Here is a 25,854-nt window from a genome sequence, read left to right as displayed (position 1 = left end):
CGGCCTAGGCGGCGGCCTTTTCGCTGCGGAACAGGGTGTAAAGCCCGCTGAGGACAATCACCGCAGCGCCGCACCATGTCATCAGATCGGGCCGCTCGCCAAACACCGTTATGCCCAGGATCATGGCAAAAATCAGCCGGGTGTAGCGAAACGGAACGGTGATCGACACGGTGCCGATCCGCATCGACCCCGTCAGACAGGTATAGGCCAGAACCCCGATCAAAATCGCGGCCAGCAAGGCGGCCGTGCCGTGCAGATCGGGCAGGGGCCCGACACCCTGAAACGCGGTCAAAAGCCCGCCTGCAATCACCAGCATCAAAAAGCCGTAGACCCCGATCTGGACGTTGGACATCGAGGGCGGGCTGGCGCGTGTTGCCAGATCGCGCCCGGCAAATCCCAACATGCCCAGCACGGCAAGGACCGATGTGACCTCGAACGCGTCGGTGCCTGGGCGCAGGATCATCAACACGCCCACAAAGCCGATGCAGATCGCCAGCCATCGCCGCCAGCCCACGGTTTCGCCAAAAAACACCACCGCCCCGATGGCAACCACCAGCGGCGTCGCCTGCAGGATCGCCGACACCAGCGACAGCGGGGCAAAGGCGATGGCCACCGTGTAAAACACCCGTCCCGCAACCTCGGACACGGACCGTAACATCAACGGCGGCGTAAAGATCGCAGGATGCCAGAGCCGCTCGCCCCGCAGCGCCGCCCAGACCAGAAACACGACCATGCCGCCGCGCCAAACACCATCAGGGCGAATCCGACCGAGACCTGCGCCATGGCGACCTTCAGGAACATGTCTTCCAGCGCAAACAGCGCCATCGCGGCAATCATCAACAGGGGACCACGGTGTTGGGACATCTGAACCTTTGGCGGATTTTCGGGGGGATATCTGGGTTTCAGCCCTAGGGTGTCAGCGACCAGAGGTCAATCGCGTTCGGCTGATCCAAGCCGGTCGCAGGCGCGCGCGTTCTGGTTGTCTCGACACTTGTCAGGTGTCGCCATAGGGTGGCCCCAGACCGAAACTTACAGGGGGCGAGGACCGCTGATGTCGATCGAAATACGCACCGCTACAGTTGAAGATCTGGACCAGATCGTGGGCCTGATGATGCTGGACGCCGCAGCGCGCAGCGCGCAAAACCCGGAGTTCTGGGTTGTGGACGCAGAGGCCGAAACGAAAATCCGCAGCACATTGCAAGCGGCGATGGAAAACACCAATCCGCCATTTCGCCAGCAGTGGCTGTTGGCGGTTGAAGGCCAGGATGTGGTGGGCGTGGCACATTCTATCCTGTTGCCGGTGCCGCCGATCTATGCCGGGGAACATGGCGCGCCGGGCTTGATCATGGAAGACAGCTGTGTCGCGGCAAATGCGCCTGCGGGCACCGATCAGGCGTTGCTAGCGGCCGCAGAGGCCGATCTGAGGGCCGCCGGGGCCAAGATCCTATTGACGACATCCGTTGTTGGCGGCGCTTGGGAGGCCGTGATTGCCGCCAGTGACTATAAGCCGGTGACAAACTACTTTTCCAAAACGGATCTGGTGTCCGCCGACAGCGATGCGGAGATTCGCATGGCGGGTGAAGCGGATCTGGCCGCGATTGTTGCGTCCAGCGCCCAACACCGACTGATCCTTGAGGCGCTGAACCCGCTTTTCTGGAAACCACATCCAGAGGCAGATGCGCGGTTCGGGTCCTGGATGGCACGCAGCATGACCTTGCCGGACCGGGATATGTTTGTCGCCGAAGCAGAAGGCATTTTCGAAGGCTACGCCATATCGCAACCCGCCACGCCGCTGCATCTGCCACCGGCCCATGACGCCGGGCGCATCGGGATCATCGACGATTTCCACCACATTGATCTGGATGACCCTGCGACCCTTGTCGACGACGGCCATTCTGCCGCGGCGCTTCTGGCAAGGGCCGAGGCTGCGCGAAAGGACCGCGGCAATGCAGCGATTCTCGTGGTCTGTCCCGCCGCATGGGATTCCAAGATCGCGCTGTTGCAAGCCGCAGGATACAGCAACGCGATCACCTGGTTCATCAAGTCATAATCGCCAAAAAACACACGTTTTGGCGTGAAACGGCGCGGGTTTGTTACGGAACATGCAATAGACACAGAAGTTGGATTTGCACGCGCGCACTTATCGTCTATGAAGTCGGCCAACAATGAAAACAGGCATATGTTTGAAAAATCCGTAACACACCCGCAAGATCCAGTGGACCGCGCCGCGCGTGACTGGATCAAAATCCTTTCGGACTATCGTGAACCCAGCGCCGCGCGCAGTTGGTTCGAACTGGGGGTGACCGTCGGACCCTTTGTTGTCTTGTGGACCTTGGCCTGGTGGTCGCTGGGGGTCAGCTATTGGCTGACCTTGGCGATTTCGGTGGTGAATGCCGCGTTTTTGCTTCGGTTGTTTGCGATCCAACATGATTGCGGCCATGGCGCGTTTTTCAAAAACCGCTCGCTCAGCGATTGGCTGGGGCGGGTGATTGGTGTGCTGACCTTGACGCCTTATGATGTCTGGCGGCGTTCGCATTCCATGCATCACAGCTCGTCCGGCAACCTTGGGCGTCGCGGCATGGGCGATGTGCATACGCTGACGGTGGCGGAATATCGCGCCCTGTCGCCGATGAATCGCCTGTTGTACCGGCTTTACCGGCATCCGGTGGTGCTGTTTGGTCTTGGGCCGGGCTATCTGTTTTTCCTGCAAAACCGTCTGCCGCTGGGGCTGACCGGGCATCTGCAATATTGGGTGTCGGCGATGTGCACCAATGCGGCGATTCTTGGCGCTTTGGGGGTGATTTGGTACTTCGGCGGGCTGATGGCGATCCTGTTGATCTTCCTGCCCTCGACGCTTTTGGCGGCAACCGCCGGTGTTTGGTTGTTTTACGTGCAGCATCAATTCGAAACCACCCATTGGGAGGCCGAGGAAGACTGGCAATTGCACGAGGCCGCCCTGCACGGCAGTTCGCATTACGTGATGCCGCCGGTGCTGCAATGGCTGACCGCCAATATCGGCATCCACCACGTGCATCACCTGTATTCCCGAATTCCGTTCTATCGCCTGCCAGCGGTGCTGCGCGATCACATCGAATTGGCGACCGGCAACCGCATGACGATCCGCGAAAGCCTGGCCAATGCGCGGCTGCATCTGTGGGACGAAGACAGCAAACGCCTGCTGTCCTTTGCCCAGGCCAGACCGCTGGTCAAGAACGCCGCCTGATCCATCACGGAAAGTCCTGCTGCGCGGCCTGACCTGTTGGCAGCGTTGCAGGTGGCAGGCCCTGTTTTTCCAGATAGATTCTCTCAGCCAAAAAAAATCGGCGAGCCGCCCAGGCATCGCCGATTTTTTGTTTTGTCCCTGTCGAATGCGGGCCGTTGGCGGTCCCGGGCCATGAAATGGCCCGGGGTGCGCGCCAGCCGCAGCCAGCCCCTGTCAGACCAACAGCATATCGGCGTCAAAGATCGACAGATCGGTCTGCGCGAAACGCACCGTGACGTCGCCCTGTTCGAACACCACCTGGTCGCCCTCCTGGCGGAAGGCGGTCAAAGCGTCGACGACATCAGCAAAGTCAAAGGCGGTCAGATCGACCGTATCCCAGGCATCCAGATCCTTGACACGGTCAGTCCCGGCCGCATCGGGCGAGAAGACGAATTTGTCGGACATCAAACCGCCATAGAGGATGTCGTCACCGGCACCGCCGATCAGCACGTCATCCGCTTTCAGGCTGCGCATCCAATCCTCTAGGCCGCTGTCATCCGCAAGCATGACCATGGCTGCCGTGAAATCAGCCCGCGCCACGCCCCCCGCCAGCAGCCCCGCGGCGATATCGACCTCGGCCTCGGTCGGTGCGGTGTCGGACAGGTTGCCCAGCACCCGTTCGGCAAAGGCGCGATCCGAAAGGTTGCCGTACTGAGCAAATTCCGCCGATCCAAGAAATTTCTCGGCCAACTCTGCAAGATCGCGACCATTACCCATATCGACGACCCAATTCCTGAAGCCGCCCACATCCGGCAACCGGTCGAACAGGGCATCGTACATCGAAAAGACTTCGTCACTGGAGTCGGACGGATTGTTGCGCATGATGTAGTCAAGCGCAGGCTCACTAAACCGGTTCGTGGCTTCTTCACTTTCAATGAAACGCATGGCGATTTCAGCGCGGCGATCGTCCCAGTAGTAATACGTTTGCCCACTGGCATCGAGAAAATCGATCATCTGTTGTCGTGCCGGATCGTCCACCGGCCCCTCGACACCGCGCAGATTGGAATAAAGAAAGTCGACATATTCCTCGTTTGTCATATCGCCGAAGCGTTGGCTGAACTCCTTACTGTTCACCATCGAATTCGCGACTTTATAGACATTGTTCCAAGTTTGTATCTGCGAAAAGGTATCAAACCCACCCGCATCTGGAACACGATCGAGGACCAGCGCATAGGCGCGATACACCATGGCGGACACTTCTAAATCGTGATCGTTTCGCAGTCTATCATCGCCGATGATCACATCATCGCCCGCACCGCCAAGTATGGTGTCGGCTCCGTTAAACCCTCGAAGGAAGTCGTCACCTTCACTGCCGAAAACGGCATCATGCAAATTGCTGGCCGCGCGATCAGAATAGGAGGGGGCATTCACCGACACGATGTTTACTGGCGGTTGGCCGTCCAGCGCTGCGATTTCCGCATCGGTGCTACGATAGACTTCTTGGCCATCCAGTTGATATTCTCCGAGAAGCGGGTCGGAGAAGTTACGAAACTGTGCGACCTCGATATAGGCCACGGTATCTTCCTGGAATATGGCGTGTTGTTGGTAATCATACCGAGAGGTAGTGGGCTCTAGGGATGTGCCGTCGGCAGCGCGCATTTTTATACCCGGTACAACTTCAGTTGGGTCGGTCAGCGTGTCCGGGGTAGAGACCCCAAATTGATAAAAGACATTGGCCTCCAAAGAGACCTCGAACCAGTCGCGGTCAGTCGCTCGGACAGTGGCATAGTCAAAGTCGATATTGCCCTGCACCGGCGTGCCGATGTCCAGTTGGCCCGCGCCAGCGGGCGATTTGCCGAAATCATCCGTGATCCGCGACAGGGAAATGGTATAGGTTTGGTCATCGGCGGAGGAATATGACATAGCGGCGTTGATATAATAGGTGCCCGCAGTTTGGACATTCAGGACGGCGCGGCTGTTCCAGCCCTGGCCGCCGTCGTCGTCATATCCCTGGCCCAACCGGTTTCCGGAAGCATCGTAAAGTCCTTGGAGTTTGGGATCGACGACTGTCCCTTTTCCCGTCTCGGCACCTTCGAGATCGACAACATATCTGACATTCGCATCCAGTTCGATCTTGAACCAGTCTTGGTCGTTTTCACGCTCGAATACGCCGGTTACCGGCGTGCCATCGGTCAAGACACCTGTTGTGGCGGTGGTGTTCGGGAAATCATCGATGATTTCCTCCATGCTGATGGTATAGGTCGCGCCAGCCGTCGAATAGGGGCCGTGCTGTCCGGCGGCAATGTAATATGTGCCGCTTTCCGTAACCTGTGGGGTGACCCGGCTGTTGAGAAAGAAACCGCCATTGTCGTTGTATCCCAGGCCTGTGGTTTGACCCGCTGAATCGTAAAGCCCCAGAAAGATGGGATTGTGGGTCGTGCCTTTGCTGGTCTCGGCGCCTTCGAGATTGATCTCGTACTGCACGCCTGGCTGAAGCTCGACCGCGAACCAATCGACATCGCCAATGGTTTCGAAAATGCCGGAGATTTCAGAATTGAGGCTTAATACACCTGTGGTTGTGATGTCGTTTGAATATTCGTCTGGCATGGAAAACCTTTCTGCCTGAAATGATATGAAACTGTTTATTGGTTTGACATTAATCCACGAGCACAGCTGGCATCGTCGTGGATTCTGGCCAGACCGTAGGCCGCAGGGCGCAATGTGGCAAGCTATCGCGCCGAATTTTTCAGCGTAATTTCGCTTGCCATTTTTGCAAGTGGATTAGATACAGGCGGGGTGCCCGGGGCGGGCCGCAATGCGGCTCCGCCGCCGTCATATCCTGTCAGTTTCAGGTCACGACCAGCGCTATGCCGGATCAGATCATGCTCACGACAGGGGGCGAATTTTCAGCCGGGTGATGCGGTTGTCCTTGCGTTCTGTGACCTCGAACCGGAACCCGTGGAAGGAAAACACCTGGCCCACGGCGGGAATGATCTGGGCCTCATGGATCACCAGACCGGCCACGGTGTTGGCGGTGTCGTCCGGCAGGTTCCAATCGGTGGCGCGGTTCAGATCCCGGATGGTCATCGCGCCATCGACATGAAAATGGCCGTCATCGCCGCCCAGCACCGAATGTTCGGCGTCGGGGTCGAATTCATCGGTGATTTCACCAACGATCTCTTCCAGAATGTCCTCAAGCGTGATCAGACCTTCGAGCGAGCCGTATTCATCCACCACCAGCGCGAAATGGGTGCGCCGCCGCAGGAACTGACGCATTTGGTCATCCAGTGATGTGGTGTCCGGCACGAAATAGGGTTTCATGGCGATCGACGTGATGTCAAAGCCGTTGATCACATCCGCCGGTGCGCCGGTGTTGTCGACCAATTTGTACATCGCGCGCAACAGATCCTTGGCGTGGATCACGCCGATGATATTTTCGGGGTCGTCCTTGTAGATCGGCAACCGCGTGTGGCGGCTCTGAAGACATTGGGTCAGGATGTCGCGCGGCGGGGTATCGGCGTCGATCATCTCGATGCCGGAGCGGTGCAACATGATTTCCTCGACCGTGCGTTCCGCCAGATCCAACGCGCCCAGAATACGGTCGCGGTCTTCCTTTTCCACCACGCCTTCGGAATGGCCAAGGTTCAGCGCCCCGGCGATTTCTTCGCGCACTGCAAGGATATGACTGTCGGGATCGGTCTGAACGCCAAACAGGCTGAGCAGGGCGCGCACCAGCACCCGCACCGCGCTGACCATCGGCGAAAACACCTTTACCACGATCTGAATGGGCCGTGACACCGCGCCAGCGGCGCTTTCGGCATTGGTGATGGCATAGGTCTTGGGCAGCACCTCGGCGAAAATCAACACCAGCAAGGTCATGATCAGCGTCGCAAGCGCCACGCCACTTTCGCCAAACAGCCGGGTGAACAACGCCGTCGCAAGCGAGGTGGCCAGAATATTGACCAGGTTGTTGCCCAACAGGACCGACCCGATCAGCCGTTCGTTGTCTTCGGTGATTTCCAGCGCACGTGTCGCCCCAAGATTACCCTTGTCCGCCTGGGCGCGCAATTTCCCGCGTGAGGCGGCGGTCAGCGCTGTTTCCGATCCGGAAAAGAAGCCGGATAACACCAGAAGCAAAAGGATAGCGGCGGCGGTGATCCAAAGGGCGGCGTCCATCGACGCGGTTGTGGGTTCCATGGTCCTGTCTTTCAGTTGATCTGGTCAGGTTATGGGGGTGGAACCGCCAGTGATCAAGGGAAGGCAGCGCAAAGCCTGCCTATCTGTTGGGGATTGTTGTGGCCAATGTTTTGAACGGTGATTTGTACGGCGCTTTTAACAGGGATTTGAACGGTGCAGTGGCGGCCGATCTGTCGTCAGGCCAGGGGGGCATGTGCGGCGGCTGTCAGTCTTTTGCCAGCGGGTGATGTTCCAGCACCAATTCCCGCAACCGTTCTTCCAGCACATGGGTATAGATTTCGGTTGTGGCGACATCGGCATGGCCCAGAAGCGTCTGGATCGCACGCAGATCGGCGCCGTTTTGCAACAGATGCGTGGCAAAGGCATGGCGCAGGGTATGTGGCGTGACATCAGCGGGATCGAGTTTCGCTGCGACCGCCAAGGTCTTGATCAGATTGAAAAACCAATGTCGGGTCAGATGCCCGGCCTTGCCGCGCGACGGAAACAGAAACGGCGATGCGGGCTTGCCCTTTTGGCGTGCGGCGTCTTCGTCGGCGTCGCGGATCGCCAGCCAGGTCACCAGGGTATCACGCGCAGGCGGGGACAGCGGCACCATGCGTTCCTTGCCGCCCTTGCCGCGGACCAGAATCAACCGCGGATCACCGCGCACCGCGGCCACCGGCAGCGACACCAGCTCTGTCACCCGCAATCCGGTCGCGTAAAGCACCTGCATCAGACAGGCGTGCCGCGCGCGGTCCGCTTCGGTCCGGCCATGGGCGGCCGCCGCTTGCAACAACGCCTCGACATCGTCAATGCTCAGGGTCTTGGGCAGGCGCTTTTCCTTGCCGGGACCGGCGATCTGGATCGCTGGATTGTCCATGCGCCAGCCTTCCTCAAAGGCAAAGCGATAGATCTGCTTGACCGCCGAGAGCCTGCGCGCCCGCGTCGACCGCGCCAGACCCTGGGCCTCGCAATGCACCAGATAGGCTTCGATATCGCCGCGTGATGCCGTCTCAAACGAAAGATCCCGCGCCGCCATCCAATCCGCCAGATCCCGCAAATCCCGGCCGTAGGCCAGCAGCGTGTTGTTGGCCGCGCCCAATTCGGCGGCCTGAGCCTCAAGAAAGGCTGAAATATGTGCGTGATCCATGGATCAGCCCTCAGCCGACAGTAACAGCGCCTGCAATGCCATGCGCCGGGCGGTGTCTTCCAATCCGACATGCCGCAGGGTGGCCAGCGCTTCGGTCAGCGAGGTCTCATCGCCGAGATAGCCCTGATAGGCCAAAGACATGGCGCGCAAAATGACTTCGCCCAGTTTATCCTGGTCCAACAGCGCGACCAGCGACGCTGGCGGCGAAGTGGTGAAACCTTCGGCAATGGCCCGGGCGCGCGATGTCGGGGCACTGGCCTCTTGCGGGCGCCCCTGGGCCAAGGCCACGGCAAATTTCTGGTGCAGCCCGAGTGGCGACATCAAGCGGGACAGCAATTCATAGTCCGGCGACAGCAAGGCGACCTGTTGATAGACCGCCATGGCACTGCCGGTGAGCGGCAGATCCGCCAATTGCCGGGCATATGTCTTGGCAAATGCGGTGGCCAACCCGTTGTCCACCATCATTGGCCAGACCGCCAGAAGCGTCGTGGCCGTGGCCCGCACATCGCCAGGCCTGTAGTGCGGTCTCAAAGCTCTGTACTGCCTGAACCCGGTCCCAAACCCCGCCAGAGGCCGAGGCCCGCCCAAGGGTATAAAATGCAAACAGTCGCTGCTCCGCCAGCGCCCCGGCGCGCACCAGACGTTCACCGGCCTCGATCTGGGCCTTCCAACCACTGTCCCCGGTCAGATCATCCGTGGCAAAGGCACGGGGAAGTCTTTGGGTTGGCACAGGCTCGCCAATTGCCTCATGCAGGCGGTATTCCAAGGGCGTCAGCCGCTGGGACGGGGGCAGGGTCGGCAGGCCAGAGGCCAGCTCCGGGTCGAGAAAGGCCAGCAAAAGGGAATACCGCGCCGCCGTGATGTCGCCCAGGGCGCGCCCGGTTTCCAATGTGGTCAAAGCCAGATCCCATTGCCCCCCCTGCGCAAGACAATAGACCCGCGTGTCCAGATCCGGCGCCATTCCGGGATCTTCAACCAGCTTTTCACAGGCCGAAACGCCGGGACCGGACAGCAGCGCCAGATCCAGCACCCGGGCATACAGGTCGCGGTCTTCATCGGCATGGGCCTGCGACAACAGTTCCGCCGCCTGGGCCACGGCCCCCAGCGCGATCAACCGGTCGACCCGCGCCATCAGGAAACGGCCTTCGGATTGGGCGGGCGGCAGGGCCTCGGCCAACAAAAGTGCAAACAGCAGCGATTGCATGGCCGGCTGGCCATCGACATTCTGCGCAATCATCAGATCCGACAATCGGGCGGCATCGCTGCCCTGCCACAGGGATTGCGGAAATCCGGTCACATGGGATGGCAATAGCCCGACAGCGTCGCTGGTCGCTTCATCCAGCGGCCTGACGGTGATCTCTGGCCGGCGGGCGTCTCTGGTCACCGGCGGCTCGGCGATGGCGGGTTTCGTCGACGGGCCATTACCGGGCGGGCGGGCCGCATTTGACGGGCGCGCGGCATTTGGCGCAAGCGCCAGATCATCGTCGGCAAGAGATTGCCGATCAAGCCAGTCAATCGCCGACAAAGGGTCCTGTGCGGCCGATGGCGTTGCGGCCATCGCCAGCATCATCGCCCCGCACCAGGCCTGTTTAACCCGCATCGAGTTCCACCGGCCTGCGAATCTCTTGTGCCGGGGGTGAAAAATCGGCCCCGAAAAACGGCCCGATATATGCATAGCCCACAAGGCCAATTCCGGCCAAAATTGCCAGATAAAAGAGATATTTGATCAATCGCCCCATCGCGTGACTGCCTCTGCCTTTGCCAATGTCTTTGCCCAACGCGGCACCGCGACGTCACCGCCCGGTCCGGTGGGTGTGAAGGAACCCGCTTTGCGGGGTGGTTTTTTGTTTCTTATATCTGGCCTTTTGCCCAAGTTCACGTCATTCACGTCCAGGAAACAACATTTTGAATGGGGTTGGCGTTTTTCAGCCCGAAAACGACGAGAATATGCGCTGGCAGGTGAATAAGACCATTGTGATGGTCGGAATGATGGGCGCCGGAAAGACGGCGGTGGGACGGGCGCTTGCGCATCGTCTGGGCGTGCCGTTTCTGGATTCGGACGCAGAGATTGTCGAAGCGGCAAATATGTCGATTGCCGAGATCTTCTCTCGCGATGGCGAGGCGTTTTTCCGCCAGAAGGAAACCCAGGTGATCGGCCGCTTCTGGGCACGCAACGTTGTGTTCTGTCGACTGGCGGCGGGGCCTTTCTTTCGGGGACCAACCGGGACATGATTTCGGCCAAGGGCGTGGCCGTCTGGCTGGATGCCGATCTGGATGTTCTGTGGCATCGCGTCGGGCACAAAGACACCCGGCCGCTGCTGCGCACCGCAGATCCCTATGCAACGCTGAAACATCTTTATGAGCTGCGGGTGCCGGAATACGCCAAGGCCGACATCAAGGTGAAGGCTGAGAAGACTTTTACAATCGATCAAACTGCGGCGCGGGTGCTGGACCAGCTGGAACTGCGCCCCGATGTGTTGGAGAGACAGGAATGACCCAGACTTTTGGTGAAACCGTGCACGTCCCGCTGGGCGATCGGGCTTATGACATTCGCATCGGGGGCGGTCTTTTGGTCCGCGCAGGTGCCGAAATTGCGCCGTTTCTGGCGCGGCCCCGTGTTGCGGTGATCACGGATGAAAACGTCGCGGCGGCGCATCTGGACGGCCTGCGGGCCGGATTGGCCTCCGAAGGTATCGAGATGGTGGCCCTGGCCCTGCCTCCGGGCGAAGCGACAAAGGCCTGGCCCCAGTTTTCGCGCGCGGTCGAATGGCTGCTGGAGCAAAAGATCGAACGCCGTGACGTTGTCGTGGCGCTTGGCGGCGGGGTAATCGGCGATCTGGCGGGATTTGCAGCCTCGGTTCTGCGCCGCGGGGTGCGGTTCGTACAGATCCCGACCTCGCTTCTGGCCCAGGTCGACAGCTCGGTTGGCGGCAAAACCGGGATCAATGCCCCGCAGGGCAAGAACCTGATCGGTGCGTTTCATCAGCCGTCGCTGGTACTGGCGGATACCGATGTGTTGAACACGCTGACGCCGCGCGATTTCCTTGCCGGTTATGGCGAGGTGATCAAATACGGCATGCTGGGCGATCTGGCCTTCTTTGAATGGCTAGAGGTCAATGGCCCCAAGATGGCCGCAGGCGACGCCGCAGCCCGCATTCACGCGGTGCGCCGCTCCTGTGAGATGAAGGCCGAGATCGTGGTGCGTGACGAAACCGAACAGGGCGACCGCGCATTGCTGAACCTTGGGCATACCTTCTGTCATGCCTTGGAGGCCGCGACCGGTTATTCCGACCGGTTGCTGCATGGCGAAGGCGTAGCAATCGGCTGTGCGATGGCGTTTGAGCTGTCGTCGCGGCTTGGACTGTGTTCGCAAGAGGATCCAAGCCGGGTGCGGGCGCATTTGAAATCCATGGGCATGAAATGCGATCTGGCGGATATTCCCGGCGATCTGCCGGGGGCAGAGGCGCTCTTGGACCTGATGGGACAGGACAAGAAAGTCGTCGACGGCCAATTGCGCTTCATTCTGGCGCGCGGCATTGGCGCGGCATTTGTGACCGCAGAGGTGCCGAGCGCAGTTGTGCTTGACGTTCTTCGGGATGGCTTGGCACAATAACCATCGCAAACGCCTGCGCGTCGGGCAACGTAGGAACAGGCGTATTTAAGAAGAGAAGAAGCCCGTGCAGGGCGCGATCCATCTGCTTCTTCTCTTTTTAAAATACGCAAATCCGGTAGATGCCACAGGCCGTGAACCTGGCGTTTCTTGCGGGGTTACTTGGCAAAGCGGTCGAGGATCGCGGTCAAATCGCCGTAGCCGGTAAAACGGCGCTCAAAAGCCAGACCCAGCCGATCAGCACAGGCTTGGGCTTTCTCTGTCAGAGCGGGATCATCGGTCTGCGCCTGATAGACCAGCTTGTCATAATTGCCAAAATACATCTCGCGCAGCTCTGGATGACGATCCAGCCCGAGCGGTTGCCAGACAAAGGCATCAAACTGACGCACCAAAAAATCGGTCAGGAAGAAGGCCGTGAATTCCTCGCGGGCGGCAAACGTCTGATTGCCTTCGAAGAAACTATAGCAATGCGGACCGGGCACCATTTCGACGCCCATGTCGTCACAGGCCGCGGCCAGCCGGCCACCGGTGCCGCAATCGGCATAGACCACAAACAGCCGGTCATAGGCGTCGCGGTGACGTGCCACCGCTGCCCGCACCGCATCCGTGATCTGATCCGGTGTGTTGTGCAATTTGGCGGGCAAACAGGTCAGGTCAAGATGGTCCCAGCCGTTGGCGGACTTCAGCGCCAGAATTTCACGCGCCAAAGCCCCGCAGGCAATCAACAGGATGCGGCCCTTGCCCGCGGGGGCGAGGCCCGAATTTGTCAGCCCCGCATCCGTCAGCCCCGCATCCGTCAGCCCCACATCCGCCAGCCCGGCATCCTTAGTGCCCGCATCCGTCAGGCCCATATCCATCGGGGGCGAGGCCGTGGTCATGGCTGGATCTACCCCGCCAGTTGGTTGTGTTTGCGTGCCACAAAGGATTTGGCGGTTTCGACCGCCACCGCAGCGTCGCGGCAATAGGCATCCGCGCCGATGGCCCGCCCGAATTCTTCGTTCAGCGGGGCGCCACCGACCAGCACGATGTAATCATCGCGAATGCCGGTTTCGACCATCGTGTCGATCACAACCTTCATATAGGGCATCGTGGTGGTCAAAAGCGCCGACATGCCGACGATGTCTGCGCCTTCTGCCTTGGCGGTGTCCAGATAGTTTTCCACCGGGTTGTTGATGCCCAGATCGACCACTTCGAAGCCGGCACCTTCCATCATCATGGAAACCAGGTTCTTGCCGATGTCGTGGATGTCGCCCTTGACCGTGCCGATCACCATCTTGCCCATGCGCGGCGCACCGGTTTCCGCCAAAAGCGGTTTCAGGATCGCCATGCCGCCCTTCATCGCGTTGGCCGCCAGCAGCACCTCGGGAACAAACAGGATGCCGTCGCGGAAATCCTGGCCCACAATCGTCATCCCGCCAACCAGCGCGGTGGTCAACACGTCATATGGTTGCCAGCCGCGTTCCAGCAGGATGTTGACAGCTTCTTCGATTTCTTCACGCAGACCATCGTAGAGATCATCGTGCATCTGCTGCACAAGGTCGTCGTCGTTCAGTTCGGAAAGGATGATGTCGTCGTCTTCGTCAGACATAGCGAAGTTCCCTTTTTGGGTCTGGCGACCCGGTTGTGACCAGCATTCGCCAAAATGCGCGGGCTTTGATTGCCGGATTGCGACATTGGCGCGAACGCAACCGACCTGTGCCGGTTGGATCTGCGAATCTGGATGGTCGGAATTGCAAGTGTTCGTGTTCTGTTCTAAAGTGTCGGCATGGATGAATTGCCGCCTGATATCACCTTGCGACAAAGGCCGGGACGGGGGGCGACCCGCAACGAAACCGGTCGATACGAGCGTCATGCCCGGGTTGCGGCGCATGATGGCTGGGAGATCGAGGAAGATCTGCCGTTGGTGCGCACCGAGATCCGAGAGGAGGTTGCGCGCAGTTTGATCACCTATAACCGCTCGCCCGATTTGCCGTTTGATCGTTCGATCAATCCCTATCGCGGCTGCGAGCATGGCTGTATCTATTGTTTTGCCCGGCCCAGTCACGCCTACCTTGGGCTGTCGCCGGGTTTGGATTTCGAAACCCGGTTGGTGGCCCGGCCCAATGCCCCCGAGGTTCTGGCGCGTGAGTTGCGGGCGCGCAAATACCGCGTCGCCCCGATTGCCATCGGCACCAATACCGATCCCTATCAACCGCTGGAGCGTGACCGTGGCATCATGCGCGCCTGTCTTGAGGTGCTTGCGGCGTTCCGTCATCCGGTGGCGATTGTCACCAAGGGCACGTTGGTCGAACGTGACATTGATATTCTGGCGCCGATGGCGGCACAGGGATTGGCGCGGGTCGGGGTTTCCGTGACCACGTTGGACCGCGATCTGGCCCGCAAGATGGAGCCGCGCGTGCCAGCCCCCAGCCGCCGGATGGCAACCATCCGTCGATTGACAGAGGCCGGAATTCCCGTGCGGTTGATGGTGTCGCCGGTGGTGCCGGCCTTGACCGACCCCGAGATGGAGAGGATTCTGGACGCAGGCGCGGCGGCGGGGGCCGATGCCGCAAGCTGGATCATGTTGCGCTTGCCGCAGGAGGTGTCGCCGTTGTGGCAGGCCTGGCTGGCCGAACATTACCCGGATCGCGCCGCGCGCGTCATGGCGCGGCTGCGGGAAATGCACGGTGGCAAGGATTATGACGCCCGATGGGGCCATCGGATGCGGGGCGAAGGGCATTATGCCGAAATCATCGCCGCGCGGTTCCGGCGCAAGGCACGGGCGCTTGGGCTGGATCGCCGGGTGTCCGGGTTGCGGTGTGATCTGTTCAAGGTGCCCGCGCAACCGGGGGATCAATTGGACCTGTTCTGACGCGGCTTTGACGACGCGGCACGCCACCCTGTGCCGCCGCGCGAAAGGCAGCGCACAAGGCGGGCAAGGCGCAGAGCCAATCGTCGGGACGGATGTGATCAGGCACGGAAGACATGCCACGGGAATACCCCAATCTTGGTTAAGGAAGGCTTGCGCCTTGGGATCAGCCGCGACGGCGGCGTTTTCGGGCCGGGGCCTTGTCTTCGCCAGAGCCGTCGCTGTCCGACGAAAACCCACCGGTTGCAGCGACGATTTGCTCCAGCGTTGGGCGTTTGTCGCCACGCGGGCGGGTTTCCAGCGCCTCGCGCATGGCGCGCAGGTGTTCGGGCAGGGTGCCACAACAGCCGCCAATGATCGTTGCACCGGCGTCACGCGCCATGATCGCATATTCTGCCATCAATTCCGGCGTGCCATCATAATGGATGTGACCGTCGACATATTTCGGGATGCCGGCATTGCCCTTGGCGATCACCGGGACTTCCGGGGCTTGGGCCGCAAAGCTGAGGGTTGTGCGCAGAAGATCCGAGGCGCCGGTGCCACAATTGGCGCCAAAGGCCAGCGGGCGATTGGGCAGGCTCTGTACCATTTGCACCATATCAGCGGCTGTCACACCCATCATGGTGCGGCCAGCGGTGTCGAAACTCATGGTGCCACACCATGGCATGTCCGCCAGGGCAAAGGCCTCGGCTGCGGCACGGTATTCTTCGGGGGCGGAAATCGTCTCGACCCAGAGCACATCTGCGCCCCCGGCTTTCAGCCCCTCGGCCTGTTCGTGGAACATTTCAACCGCGTCCGCATGGGACAGGGTGCCGACAGGTTCCATGATGTCGCCGGTCGGCCCAACCGACCCGGCCACCACAACCGGGCGTCCGGCGGCATCGGCCACTTCGCGGCCCAGTTCGGCAGCGATGCGGTTCAGTTCCAGAACGCGATCCTGAGCATTGTGCAGCTTCAACCGCGAGGCATTGCCGCCAAAGGAATTTGTCAGGAAAATATCCGAACCGGCCTCGACCGCACCGCGATAAAGCGCGCGAATCTTGTCGGGTTCGTCCACATTCCACAATTCGGGCGCGTCGCCCGCCGTCAGCCCCATGTTGAACAGGGTGGTGCCGGTGGCGCCATCGGTCAAAAGCCAGTCGCGGCTTTGCAAAAGGGTGCTTAGGGCATTGGTCATGGGGTGATCTTTCCTGTCAGGCATGATTGCGCGGATGCCACAGCGGCTCACATGACGCAAATACATAATTTTCAAGATGATTATGAGGATCGCAGCGGTCAAACAAAAAACGGCCCCTGAAATCCGGGGCCGTTGTAAAACCGATTTGCGGCGAAATCAGAGGCCGCTGAGGATCTGGCCTTTGGCTTCGACCAGCATTTCCACCATTTTGGCGCGGATTTCGGCATCGGTGGCTTTGTCGCCCAGATCTGCGGTCAACTTGCGCACCACATCTTCGATGCCGGCTTCTTCAAAATCCGATTTCACGACTTCCTTGGCATAGGCGTCGGCCTCATCGCCGGATTTGCCCAGAAGACCAGCGGCCCAAAGACCAACCAGCTTGTTGCGGCGCGCTTCGGCGCGGAAGTTCATTTCTTCGTCATGGGCGAATTTGTTTTCGAAAGCGCTTTCGCGATCGTCGAATGTGGTCATGGTCCGTCCTCTGGTGACAATAGGGTTGCCCAAGATATGCCGTTGCGCGCGTCACTTCGCAAGGGGAACGCGGCACCTGCGACAGCGTATACAGTTACATCGGTCCGCTCGCGCGGGCCTGGAACGGCCCCAGGTCACCGGGTTGCCTTGCGACAATCAAGAGCATGGCGTAAGAGAGCCCACGCGCGGCGGGACTTGGCCCAATCCGCGCATTGCAGGAGAGTTCGCGAAATGGCGCGTCGCAAGAAGATTTACGAAGGCAAGGCCAAGATCCTTTATGAAGGCCCGGAACCTGGCACCATCGTGCAGTATTTCAAAGATGACGCCACCGCTTTCAATGCGCAGAAAAAAGACGTGATTGACGGCAAGGGCGTGTTGAACAACCGCCTGAGCGAGTTTTTCATGACCGGCCTGAACGAGGTTGGCGTGCCGACGCATTTTCTCAAGCGTTTGAATATGCGGGAACAACTGGTGAAAGCCTGTGAAATTGTGCCGCTGGAAATCATCGTGCGCAATTATGCGGCCGGATCGCTGTCAAAACGGTTGGGCATCGAAGAGGGCACGCGCCTGCCGCGGCCGATCGTCGAATATTGCTACAAGGATGATGATCTGGGCGATCCGCTGGTCACCGAAGAACATATCGCCGCCTTTGGCTGGGCCAGCCCACAAGATATGGATGACATCCTCAGCCTTGCGTTGCGGGTGAACGATTACCTGTCGGGTTTGATGTATGGTGTCGGCATTCGTCTGGTGGATTTCAAGATCGAGATCGGCCGGATTTTTGACGGTGATTTCCAGCGTCTTATCGTCGCGGATGAAATCAGCCCCGACAGCTGTCGTTTGTGGGACATCGAATCCGGCAAGAAGCTGGACAAGGATGTGTTCCGTCAGGATCTGGGATCGTTGACCGATGCCTATACCGAGGTCGCAACACGTTTGGGCGTCATGCCCCGCAATGCGACGCCGATGGAAAAACCGAAACTTATCAACTGATTGCGCCCGTATCTTCGGGTGGAATTGCGTATTTGACAAGAGAAGAAGCCCGCCAGCCTGGCTGCGGGATGTGACAGAGGAACGGTGCGGATGAAAGCGCGTGTGCATGTGATGCTGAAGAATGGTGTGCTGGACCCCCAGGGCGAAGCGGTGCGCCATGCGCTTGGGGCGCTTGGGTTTGATGGGGTGAATGGCGTGCGTCAGGGCAAGGTGATTGACCTTGATCTGGCCGACGGCACCACGGAAGCCCAGGTCGCCGAGATGTGTGAAAAACTTTTGGCGAATACCGTGATCGAAAGCTATCGGATCGAATTGGGCTAAGCCCACCCTGCGGGGTTTGCGGATAAGGAATGTCGTCATGAAAGCTGCCGTACTGGTCTTTCCGGGGTCGAATTGTGATCGCGACATGGCTGTCGGGTTCGAACGGGCCGGGTTCGATGTCTCGATGGTCTGGCACAAGGATCATAGCCTGCCGGAAGGTGTGGATATTGTCGGGGTGCCGGGCGGGTTTTCCTATGGCGATTATCTGCGCTGTGGGGCGATTGCCGCAAATTCGCCGATTTGCCGCGAGCTGAAGACCCATGCCGAGGCTGGTGGCTACGTCATCGGGGTCTGCAACGGGTTTCAGGTTCTGACCGAAACCGGGTTGTTGCCGGGCGCATTGCTGCGCAATGCCGGGTTGAAATACATCTGTCGCACCGTGCCGCTGGTGGTTGCGACCGAGGACAGCGTATTCACCCAAGGCTATGAAAAAGGTGCGGAAATTCAGATTCCGATCGCCCACCATGATGGCAATTATTATGCGGATGCGGCCACCCTGGATGCGCTTGAAGGCGAAGATCGGGTCGCGTTTCGTTATGGCGACAATCCCAATGGCTCGGCACGCGATATCGCCGGTGTCCTGTCGGAAAATCGCCGGGTGCTGGGCATGATGCCCCATCCCGAGCGCGCCGCAGAACCGGCCCATGGCAATTCCGACGGCAAGGCGATGTTTGATGCGTTGACCGCCGCACTTGGGCAAGTAACCGCCTGAGATCACATCACTGTCGCTTGAGCGCGCCGCGTCTGCGGCGTAGACTCTGGCGCATGAAACGCAAATCACGCAAGTTGTTGGGCCCCCGCGAGGGGCTGTTGCGCCGCAGCGGGCCGCTGTCGTGGCGGGTGCGGCTGGCGCTTGTGGTGTTGTTGTTGCTGGCGGTGACCACCGTCTGGTTCACCAATCGGCTGCTGACCGACCGTTTCACCGAAACCACCCGCAACCGGGCAGAGCTGCGCCTGGCGCTTTATTCCGGCAATGTGCTGTCCGAACTGCGGCGCAATTCGATTGTGCCCCAGCTTCTGGCGCGTGACCCGGCCCTGATCGGTGCGTTGAATTCGGCGGATTATTCCCAGTCTACCCAACGGCTTATCTCATTCGTGGATGAGATCGGCGCCGCGTCTCTGGTGCTTCTTGATGGGGATGGCCGCGCAGTGGCGGCCACCGACCGCAACATTCTGGGCTCGACCCATCGGCAAGAGGCCTATTTCGTCAGCGCGTTGCGATCCAACGCGACGGTGTTTTCCTCAATCCAGCGCGAGGCGGGGGATTTAGGTTTGTGTATTCCCGCCGGATTGAAAGCAACGGTGGCCTGGTCGGGGTGATTGTTGTTGAGGTCGACTTGCAGAAATTCGAACGCGCCTGGGCGGGAATTTCCGATGCGATCCTAATTTCCGACAGCGAAGGCATCATTGTGCTGGCCACAGAGCCGCGCTGGCGCGGTCTGTCGGAACAGGTGGCGCTGCAACGTGAACCGGCGGACAGCGCCATTGAACGGGCGATCCGCGCGACATCGGATTGGACCGCAGTGCCTGCGGATGCCTATCTAAAGGGCGAAGCGGTGTTGCGGATGGAGGGGCGGATACCGTTTCGTGGCTGGCGGATCGCGTCGTTCACGCCCTACACGTCGGTACGCGAAAAGGTGAACACTGTGCTGGCGATGGAAATCATGGGCTTTGCCATGTTGCTGGCGCTGACCTTCTATTTCCTCAGCCGGAAAACCGCGCTGCGCATGGCATTGTTTCAACGGGAATCGGTAGAGCTGCGCAAATTGAACCTGCGGCTTCAGCGTGAGATTGCCGAACGCGAACGGGTGCAGAAAACCCTGGCGGTGGCGGAACAGACCCTGGCGCAAAGTTCGAAACTTGCGGCCCTTGGGGAAATGTCCGCCGCAGTCAGCCATGAGCTGAACCAGCCGCTGGCGGCGATGAAAACCTATCTTGCCGGTGCGCGCCTGTTGATCAATCGCAATCGCCCGGACGAGGCGCTTTCGTCTTTTGCCCGGGTGGATGATTTGCTGGACCGGATGGGCGCGATCACCCGGCAATTGAAAAGCTATGCCCGCAAGGGCGGCGAGGTGCTCAGCCCGGTTGATATGGGCGACAGCCTTGCCTCGGCACTGGCGATGATGGAGCCGCAGTTGAAGCAGCGGCATGTGGATTTGACCCGCGTCTTGCCGCCACAGCCCGTGCGCGTGATGGCGGATCGGGTGCGGGTGGAACAGGTCATGGTGAACCTGTTGCGCAATGCGTTGGATGCCACCAAGGGCATGCGTGATCCACAGCTTGAGGTGATCCTTTCGGGGGGGAAACCGCGACCCTGACCGTACGTGACAACGGCCATGGGATTGATGATCTCGATGCGCTGTTCGAACCGTTCTATACCACAAAACAACCGGGCGAGGGGGTGGGCCTTGGGCTTGCGATCTCTTCCGGGATTGTCAGTGACCTGGGTGGGCGGTTAACCGCCCGAAACGGCGAAGAAGTCGGCGCCGTATTTGAAATGCAGTTGCCGATCCTAAATGACACTGCAGACGCAGAAGCCGCAGAGTGAAATTTTTTGAAATTGTGAGGGCATCATGGCCAAGTTGATGAAAATCGCCATCGTCGATGACGAACAGGACATGCGCCAATCCATAGGTCAATGGTTGGCCCTGTCAGGGTATGACACAGAAACATTTGCCAGCGCCGAAGACGCGCTGAAATCACTGACGCCGGATTATCCCGGGATTGTGATCACCGATATTCGCATGCCCGGCATGGACGGGATGCAATTCCTGAAACGGCTGATGGGCACCGACAGCGCGCTGCCGGTCATCATGATCACCGGCCACGGGGATGTACCAATGGCGGTCGAGGCCATGCGCCTGGGGGCGTTTGATTTTCTGGAAAAACCATTCAACCCGGACAAGATGAGCCAGCTGGCCAAAAAGGCGGTCAACATGCGCCGGCTGACGTTGGACAACCGGCTGTTGCGGCGTGAATTGTCGGACGGCGGCCAGCTGATGAAAAAGCTGATCGGTGCCAGCCCGGTGATGGAACGTCTGCGCGAGGATATTCTGGATCTGGGGCAGGCCGATGGGCATGTCCTGATCGACGGGGAAACCGGCACCGGCAAGACCCTGGTCGCACATGCCCTGCATGCGGTGGGCAGCCGTGCGGGCAAGAAATTCGTGCTGGTCAGCTGTGCCGCCCTGGAGGAAGAGGCGCTGGCGCGGCGGTTGTTCGGCCCGGTGCAACCGGACGAGGCCCGGCTTCCCGCCGTCGAAGAGGCGCGCGGCGGCACTTTGGTGCTGGAGGATGTCGAGGCGCTGAGCGAGGCGAACCAAGCCAGATTGCTGAGCTTTATCAATGAACAGGGCACGCCGCCGAAACCCGCTTTGTTGCTATTTCCAACATGCAGGAACAGGACAAGACCACCGAAGATGTGTTGAAGCCCAACCTGTTTTATCGTCTTGCTGCCCTGCGCATCACGGTGCCACCGCTGCGCCAGCGCGGCGAGGATATTCTGACGCTGTTCACCCGGCTGAGTGAACAATTTGCCGATGAATATGGCTGCGAAACGCCCGAAGTTTCGGCACAAGAGGCCGCGCAATTGCTACAGGCCCCCTGGCCGGGCAACGTGCGCCAGTTGATCAATGTGGCCGAACGGGCGGTGCTGCAATCGCGGCGCGGGTCGGGCACCATTGCCTCGCTCTTGATGAATGATCATGAGGAAATGCAACCGGTGATGACCACCGAGGGCAAGCCGTTAAAGGAATATGTCGAGGCGTTTGAACGCATGTTGATCGACAACACCATGCGCCGCCACAAAGGCTCTATCGCTTCGGTGATGGATGAACTCTGCCTGCCGCGCCGCACCTTGAACGAGAAAATGGCCAAATACGGGCTTTCGCGCTCGGATTACCTTGGCTGACAAAGCATCGCACCGGGGGTCATGACGGCTTGAGCCTCGGTGCGGTTTCTGCCAACAGCGGACGCAATGCGCATTCGGTTTGATACTGGCCCCCAGCATGAGACGGCCAAAGGTTCGGTGGTGTTCGACCGGCCTTCAGAGGTGATTGTCGCGCATACGGCAAGTGACGTGCCGGCCGCATTGGCGGCCATGACGGCGGCACAGGCCGCCGGGCGCTGGCTGGCAGGATTTGCAAGTTACGAACTGGGCTATGCGTTAGAGCCCCGATTGGCGGCGTTGATGCCGGAAAACCGCCGGATGCCGTTGCTGATGTTTGGCTGCTTTGACGGGCCAACGCCCGCGCCGGACCTGCACTGCACCGCCGCGCGGATCTGGGGGTGTTCCACCCGGACTGGGATCTGGCGCGCTATCGAACGGCCTTTGACCGGGTGCATGATTTTATCGCGGCTGGCGATATCTATCAGGCCAATCTGACGATGCCGATGCGGGCAAGGGCGACCGGCAGCGCCGGGGCGCTTTATGCCCTGTTGGCCCATCGCCAGCCGGTGTCTTATGGTGCGCTGCTTGAAATTGACGGTTTGCCCGCCATCCTGTCGCGCTCGCCAGAATTGTTCTTTCGCTGTGACGCCTCGGGACGCATCGCCACCCGCCCGATGAAGGGCACCGCCCCGCGCGGGCTTTGTGCCGAAACCGATGCCATCTATCGCGATGGGCTGGCGCGGGATGAAAAGAACCTGGCCGAAAATCTGATGATCGTCGATCTCCTGCGCAATGACCTGTCGCGACTGGCGCGGCCCGGCACGGTCAAAGTGCCGGAATTGTTCAAGATCGAAACCTACGCCACCCTCCATCAAATGGTCAGCCAGATCGAAGCGGAATTGCGTCCGGGCATCGGATTGCCAGAGATCCTGCGGGCCTTGTTTCCCTGTGGGTCGATCACCGGCGCGCCCAAGATCCGGGCGATGGAAATCATCCGCAACCTCGAAGACACCCCGCGCGAGGTCTATTGCGGCACCATCGGTTGGGCCGCGCCGGACGGGCGGGCCGAATTCAATGTGGCGATCCGCACGCTTCTGGTCGAACATGGCGTAGCGGTGCTGAACGTTGGCGGCGGCCTTGTCTGGGACAGCACCGCCGCATCAGAATATGAGGAGGCTCTGTGGAAAAGCCGTTTCGCGACATCCCTGACGGAACCCGCCTGATCGAAACCATGCTGTGGCGGCCCGGGACCGGCGTCGCCCTTGCACGGCGGCACCGCGACCGGCTCTGCCTGTCGGCGCGGCGGTTGGGGTTTGGTTTTGATCCTGCCGGGTTTGATGCGGAACTGGCCGGGGTGGTCGGGGACGCGCCGCAGCGCCTGCGGCTGACCTCGGACCGGGCAGGGCGGCTGGAGCTGACATCGCATCCCGTGCCTGCAACCGCAGACCGTTGGCGGGTGGCAATTGCCCCGGTGCAATTGAACAGCGGCAATGCGTGGTTGCGGGTGAAATCCACCCAACGTCAGCTTTATGACCAAACCCGCGCCGCATTGCCCAAAGGCATCGACGAGGCGGTTTTCCTGAACGACCGGGGACATGCCTGCGAGGGGACGATCACCAATCTGATGATCGCCCGCGACGGCGGCTGGATCACCCCGCCGCTGTCCGATGGCGTTCTGCCCGGCGTGATGCGCGCCGAGCTTTTGGCACGCGGCGAAATGCGCGTTGCTGCCATCACCGAAGCGGATCTGCGGGCGGCCCCCCGTATCCGGCTCTGCAACGCGCTGCGCGGGGTGATCGAGGTCGCCGAACTGGCCCCATGGACGGTCTGAACCTTCTTCTGTTCAAAAATATCCCGGGGGAGTCCGGCACAGCCGGGCGGGGGCAGCGCCCCCATCTGGCACCCCGTCCAAATCCCTAGGCCGACCGCATCAGCATCCCGAACAGATCGCGCGGATCGTCTGGATCGGCCAACAGATCGAGATCCATGTAGTAATCCGTGTCCCGGATCTGGTCGCGGATGAACCGCAGGGCGCTGAAGTCTTCGATCGCGAAACCGACCGAATCAAACAGCGTGACCTGACGCGCGTCGCGGCGGCCCTGTGCCGTTCCGGTGATCACTTGCCACAATTCGGTAAAGGGGTGGTCGTCCGGCATCTGCTGCAACTCGCCCTCGATGCGGGTCTGGGGCGGATATTCCACGAACATATCGGCGCGGGCGACAATATCGCGGTGCAATTCCGTCTTGCCCGGGCAGTCACCGCCAATGGCGTTGATATGCACGCCGCTGCCGACCATGTTGTCGGTCAGGATGGTGGCGTTCTGTTTGTCGGCGGTACAGGTGGTCAGGATCTGCGCGCCTTCGATGGCCTCTTCCGCGCTGTCGCAGGCCACGACGGTCAGACCAGAGGACGCCAGATTGCGCGCGACTTTCTCGGTTGCCTTGGAATCGATGTCGAACAGCCGCACGCTGGCGATGCCGACGATGGCCTTCATCGCCAGGGTCTGAAATTCCGCCTGCGCACCATTGCCGATCATCGCCATGGTTGTCGCGCCCTTCGGCGCGAGGAATTTCGCCGCCATCGCCGATGTCGCCGCCGTGCGCATCGCGGTCAGGATGGTCATCTCGGTCAGCAGCACCGGATATCCGGTATAGACATCCGCCAGAAGCCCAAAGGCGGTTACGGTTTGCAGACCCTCCTTGGTATTCTTGGGGTGGCCATTGACGTATTTGAAGCCATAGGCCTCGCCATCCGAGGTCGGCATCAGCTCGATCACCCCGACATCGGAATGCGATGCCACGCGCGGGGTCTTGTCAAAAAGCTCCCAGCGGCGGAAATCATCTTCGACGTAGCCCGCCAGTGCCGTCAGCATCGGTTCCACCCCGATATGGTGGATCAGCCGCATCATGTTGTCGACCGAGACAAACGGCACGAGGGCCTTGCCCGAGGGTTGCAGCGCGTTGGATTTCATCATTTCACCACTCATCAATAGGCCCGTGTCGGGCGGTCAAAGACACGGCGGCCAAGGGCTGATGCCGCAAGATCGACCATCACCTGCGCAGTGCGGCCGCGTTCATCAAGAAAGGGGTTCAATTCGACCATATCCATCGAGGTCATGAGCCCACTGTCACAGATCAGCTCCATCACCAGATGCGCCTCGCGGATGGTGACGCCGCCGGGCACGGTGGTGCCCACAGCAGGGGCCACCGCCGGGTCGAGGAAGTCGACATCCAGCGACACATGCAATGCGCCACCTGCGGCGGCCACCCGGTCGAGAAAGGCGGTCAGCGGCAGGCCAATGCCGTTTTCATCAATCGAGCGCATGTCGTGATAAAGCACGTTGCTGTCCTGCAACATCGCCCGTTCTGCCGGATCAACCGAACGCAGCCCGATGATACAAATGTTTTCTTCGGGCACCGGCGTTGTCACCTTCGGAAAACCGGCAAAGCCGGACCGACCGGTGGCATAGGCCAGCGACGTGCCGTGCAGATTGCCAGAGGTTGTGGTGTCGGCAGTGTGAAAATCGCTATGGGCATCCAGCCACAGAACAAACTGCGGACGGCCCTTGGCGGCGGCATGGGCCGCAACGCCGGGCACCGTGCCCAATGAAATCGCGTGATCGCCACCCAGAAAAATCGGCAGCCCGCGCGTCATCGCCTGTTCCGCCTCGCGCATCAGCCGATAGGTCCAGGCAATGGTTTCCTGAGGTTTGTGCAGGCGGGTTTCGCCGGTGTCCTCGGGGTGGCTGGCCGGGCTGAGGTTGCCATCATCAATCACCTTCAGGCCCAGATCACGCAGCGCGCGTGCCAGCCCGGCGGTGCGAAAGGCATCCGGCCCCATCAGGCAACCATCACGTCGTGCGCCGCTGTCCATCGGCGCACCAATCAAAAGGCAGGTTTTGGGCTTCATCTTGCAATCCTTGTTACGGGGCCTTGTTCAAGGGCTGTGTCGCGGGTTGCAGACAGTATTGCGGAAAAAACGGTTGCATTGCAGCGGTCAAAGTGGCCGTATCGCGC

Annotated in this window: 22 protein-coding genes and 4 pseudogenes; 14 read left to right on the top strand and 12 right to left on the bottom strand. The window is 60.3% G+C overall.

All coding sequences use genetic code 11. The features are described from left to right. Positions 1-4 precede the first annotated feature (4 nt). Positions 5-864: pseudogene (locus AC0L4F_RS07805) on the bottom strand (DMT family transporter). Positions 865-1,051: 187 nt separating this feature from the next. Between AC0L4F_RS07805 and AC0L4F_RS07800 the strand changes: the two are divergent. Continuing rightward, positions 1,052-2,050 (top strand): hypothetical protein, encoded by a 999-nt coding sequence (locus AC0L4F_RS07800; protein WP_244687089.1) that lies wholly within the window; start codon positions 1,052-1,054, stop codon positions 2,048-2,050. A gap of 129 nt (positions 2,051-2,179) precedes the next feature. After that, positions 2,180-3,223: a fatty acid desaturase gene (locus AC0L4F_RS07795; RefSeq protein ID WP_244687087.1), complete on the top strand. Its 1,044-nt coding sequence runs from the start codon at positions 2,180-2,182 to the stop codon at positions 3,221-3,223. A gap of 213 nt (positions 3,224-3,436) precedes the next feature. Here AC0L4F_RS07795 and AC0L4F_RS07790 read toward each other — a convergent pair whose 3' ends face one another. Then, positions 3,437-5,449, bottom strand: a complete 2,013-nt coding sequence (locus AC0L4F_RS07790; protein WP_244687085.1) for a DUF4214 domain-containing protein — start codon at positions 5,447-5,449, stop codon at positions 3,437-3,439. Between the two features lie 183 nt (positions 5,450-5,632). Between AC0L4F_RS07790 and AC0L4F_RS07785 the strand changes: the two genes are divergently transcribed. Next, positions 5,633-5,767 carry a hypothetical protein gene (locus AC0L4F_RS07785; RefSeq protein ID WP_280520519.1) on the top strand — a complete coding sequence of 45 codons (135 nt, stop codon included), beginning with the start codon at positions 5,633-5,635 and terminating at the stop codon, positions 5,765-5,767. Between the two features lie 321 nt (positions 5,768-6,088). Here AC0L4F_RS07785 and AC0L4F_RS07780 read toward each other — a convergent pair whose 3' ends face one another. From AC0L4F_RS07780 to AC0L4F_RS07765, 4 genes are all read right to left on the bottom strand, one after another. Further along, positions 6,089-7,399: an HlyC/CorC family transporter gene (locus AC0L4F_RS07780; RefSeq protein ID WP_244687083.1), complete on the bottom strand. Its 1,311-nt coding sequence runs from the start codon at positions 7,397-7,399 to the stop codon at positions 6,089-6,091. A gap of 205 nt (positions 7,400-7,604) precedes the next feature. Next, positions 7,605-8,528 (bottom strand): site-specific tyrosine recombinase XerD, encoded by a 924-nt coding sequence (locus tag AC0L4F_RS07775; protein ID WP_244687080.1) that lies wholly within the window; start codon positions 8,526-8,528, stop codon positions 7,605-7,607. 3 nt (positions 8,529-8,531) lie between these two features. Further along, complete coding sequence (locus AC0L4F_RS07770) at positions 8,532-8,909, bottom strand: hypothetical protein (protein WP_244687078.1); 378 nt, start codon at positions 8,907-8,909, stop codon at positions 8,532-8,534. Next, a complete protein-coding gene (locus AC0L4F_RS07765) occupies positions 8,866-10,128 on the bottom strand; it encodes a hypothetical protein (RefSeq protein ID WP_244687076.1) in 1,263 nt (420 codons plus the stop codon). The genes AC0L4F_RS07770 and AC0L4F_RS07765 overlap by 44 nt, the downstream gene beginning before the upstream one ends. Positions 10,129-10,475: 347 nt before the next feature. Between AC0L4F_RS07765 and AC0L4F_RS07760 the strand changes: the two are divergent. Together AC0L4F_RS07760 and aroB are read left to right on the top strand one after the other, a co-directional pair. Further along, a pseudogene (locus tag AC0L4F_RS07760) lies at positions 10,476-11,023 on the top strand (shikimate kinase). Further along, the gene (gene aroB, locus AC0L4F_RS07755) at positions 11,020-12,141 is read left to right on the top strand and encodes a 3-dehydroquinate synthase (protein WP_244687073.1); all 1,122 of its coding nucleotides are present in this window, start codon (positions 11,020-11,022) and stop codon (positions 12,139-12,141) included. The pseudogene AC0L4F_RS07760 and the gene aroB overlap by 4 nt, the downstream one beginning before the upstream one ends. 155 nt (positions 12,142-12,296) lie before the next feature. Here aroB and AC0L4F_RS07750 read toward each other — a convergent pair whose 3' ends face one another. Together AC0L4F_RS07750 and AC0L4F_RS07745 are read right to left on the bottom strand one after the other, a co-directional pair. Further along, positions 12,297-13,016, bottom strand: coding sequence for a DUF1638 domain-containing protein (locus AC0L4F_RS07750; protein WP_244687071.1), 720 nt, complete (start codon positions 13,014-13,016; stop codon positions 12,297-12,299). Positions 13,017-13,024: 8 nt separating this feature from the next. Next, positions 13,025-13,726, bottom strand: a complete 702-nt coding sequence (locus AC0L4F_RS07745; RefSeq protein ID WP_244687069.1) for a corrinoid protein — start codon at positions 13,724-13,726, stop codon at positions 13,025-13,027. Positions 13,727-13,903: 177 nt separating this feature from the next. Here AC0L4F_RS07745 and AC0L4F_RS07740 point away from each other — a divergent pair, with 177 nt between their 5' ends. Next, positions 13,904-14,989 (top strand): PA0069 family radical SAM protein, encoded by a 1,086-nt coding sequence (locus tag AC0L4F_RS07740; protein WP_244687067.1) that lies wholly within the window; start codon positions 13,904-13,906, stop codon positions 14,987-14,989. Positions 14,990-15,152: 163 nt separating this feature from the next. Here the strand turns inward: AC0L4F_RS07740 and bmt are convergent, their stop codons facing one another. Both bmt and AC0L4F_RS07730 read right to left on the bottom strand, forming a co-directional pair. After that, positions 15,153-16,163 (bottom strand): betaine--homocysteine S-methyltransferase, encoded by a 1,011-nt coding sequence (bmt, locus tag AC0L4F_RS07735; RefSeq protein ID WP_244687065.1) that lies wholly within the window; start codon positions 16,161-16,163, stop codon positions 15,153-15,155. 156 nt (positions 16,164-16,319) lie between these two features. Continuing rightward, entirely contained in the window at positions 16,320-16,634 is a 315-nt protein-coding gene (locus AC0L4F_RS07730) for a DUF1476 domain-containing protein (RefSeq protein ID WP_244687062.1), read from the bottom strand. A gap of 231 nt (positions 16,635-16,865) precedes the next feature. Here AC0L4F_RS07730 and purC point away from each other — a divergent pair, with 231 nt between their 5' ends. The 8 genes and pseudogenes from purC (at position 16,866) to AC0L4F_RS07690 (ending at position 23,668) form a co-directional block, all read left to right on the top strand. Then, positions 16,866-17,627 (top strand): phosphoribosylaminoimidazolesuccinocarboxamide synthase, encoded by a 762-nt coding sequence (purC, locus tag AC0L4F_RS07725; protein WP_244687060.1) that lies wholly within the window; start codon positions 16,866-16,868, stop codon positions 17,625-17,627. Positions 17,628-17,717: 90 nt separating this feature from the next. Next, positions 17,718-17,948 (top strand): phosphoribosylformylglycinamidine synthase subunit PurS, encoded by a 231-nt coding sequence (gene purS, locus AC0L4F_RS07720; RefSeq protein WP_244687057.1) that lies wholly within the window; start codon positions 17,718-17,720, stop codon positions 17,946-17,948. 37 nt (positions 17,949-17,985) lie between these two features. Beyond that, positions 17,986-18,660, top strand: a complete 675-nt coding sequence (gene purQ / locus AC0L4F_RS07715; RefSeq protein ID WP_244687055.1) for a phosphoribosylformylglycinamidine synthase subunit PurQ — start codon at positions 17,986-17,988, stop codon at positions 18,658-18,660. A gap of 53 nt (positions 18,661-18,713) precedes the next feature. Continuing rightward, positions 18,714-20,496 (top strand): annotated as a pseudogene (locus AC0L4F_RS07710) (sensor histidine kinase). 25 nt (positions 20,497-20,521) lie between these two features. Continuing rightward, positions 20,522-21,858, top strand: a pseudogene (locus AC0L4F_RS07705) (sigma-54-dependent transcriptional regulator). Positions 21,859-21,924: 66 nt separating this feature from the next. Next, positions 21,925-22,332, top strand: coding sequence for a hypothetical protein (locus tag AC0L4F_RS07700; protein ID WP_244687053.1), 408 nt, complete (start codon positions 21,925-21,927; stop codon positions 22,330-22,332). Continuing rightward, positions 22,236-23,060 carry an aminodeoxychorismate synthase component I gene (pabB, locus tag AC0L4F_RS07695; RefSeq protein WP_244687051.1) on the top strand — a complete coding sequence of 275 codons (825 nt, stop codon included), beginning with the start codon at positions 22,236-22,238 and terminating at the stop codon, positions 23,058-23,060. The genes AC0L4F_RS07700 and pabB overlap by 97 nt, the downstream gene beginning before the upstream one ends. Beyond that, the gene (locus AC0L4F_RS07690; protein ID WP_244687049.1) at positions 23,018-23,668 is read left to right on the top strand and encodes an aminotransferase class IV; all 651 of its coding nucleotides are present in this window, start codon (positions 23,018-23,020) and stop codon (positions 23,666-23,668) included. The genes pabB and AC0L4F_RS07690 overlap by 43 nt, the downstream gene beginning before the upstream one ends. Before the next feature lie 85 nt (positions 23,669-23,753). Here the strand turns inward: AC0L4F_RS07690 and AC0L4F_RS07685 are convergent, their stop codons facing one another. Then, the gene (locus tag AC0L4F_RS07685; protein ID WP_473446192.1) at positions 23,754-24,812 is read right to left on the bottom strand and encodes an ornithine cyclodeaminase; all 1,059 of its coding nucleotides are present in this window, start codon (positions 24,810-24,812) and stop codon (positions 23,754-23,756) included. 11 nt (positions 24,813-24,823) lie between these two features. Then, positions 24,824-25,747 carry an arginase gene (gene rocF / locus AC0L4F_RS07680; protein ID WP_244687047.1) on the bottom strand — a complete coding sequence of 308 codons (924 nt, stop codon included), beginning with the start codon at positions 25,745-25,747 and terminating at the stop codon, positions 24,824-24,826. Between the last annotated feature and the right edge of the window lie 107 nt (positions 25,748-25,854).

This window comes from Marinovum sp. J2-8, from assembly GCF_055808435.1.
The sequence above is the reverse complement of the archived record's forward strand: the minus strand, read 5'-3'. Positions and strand labels throughout refer to the sequence as shown.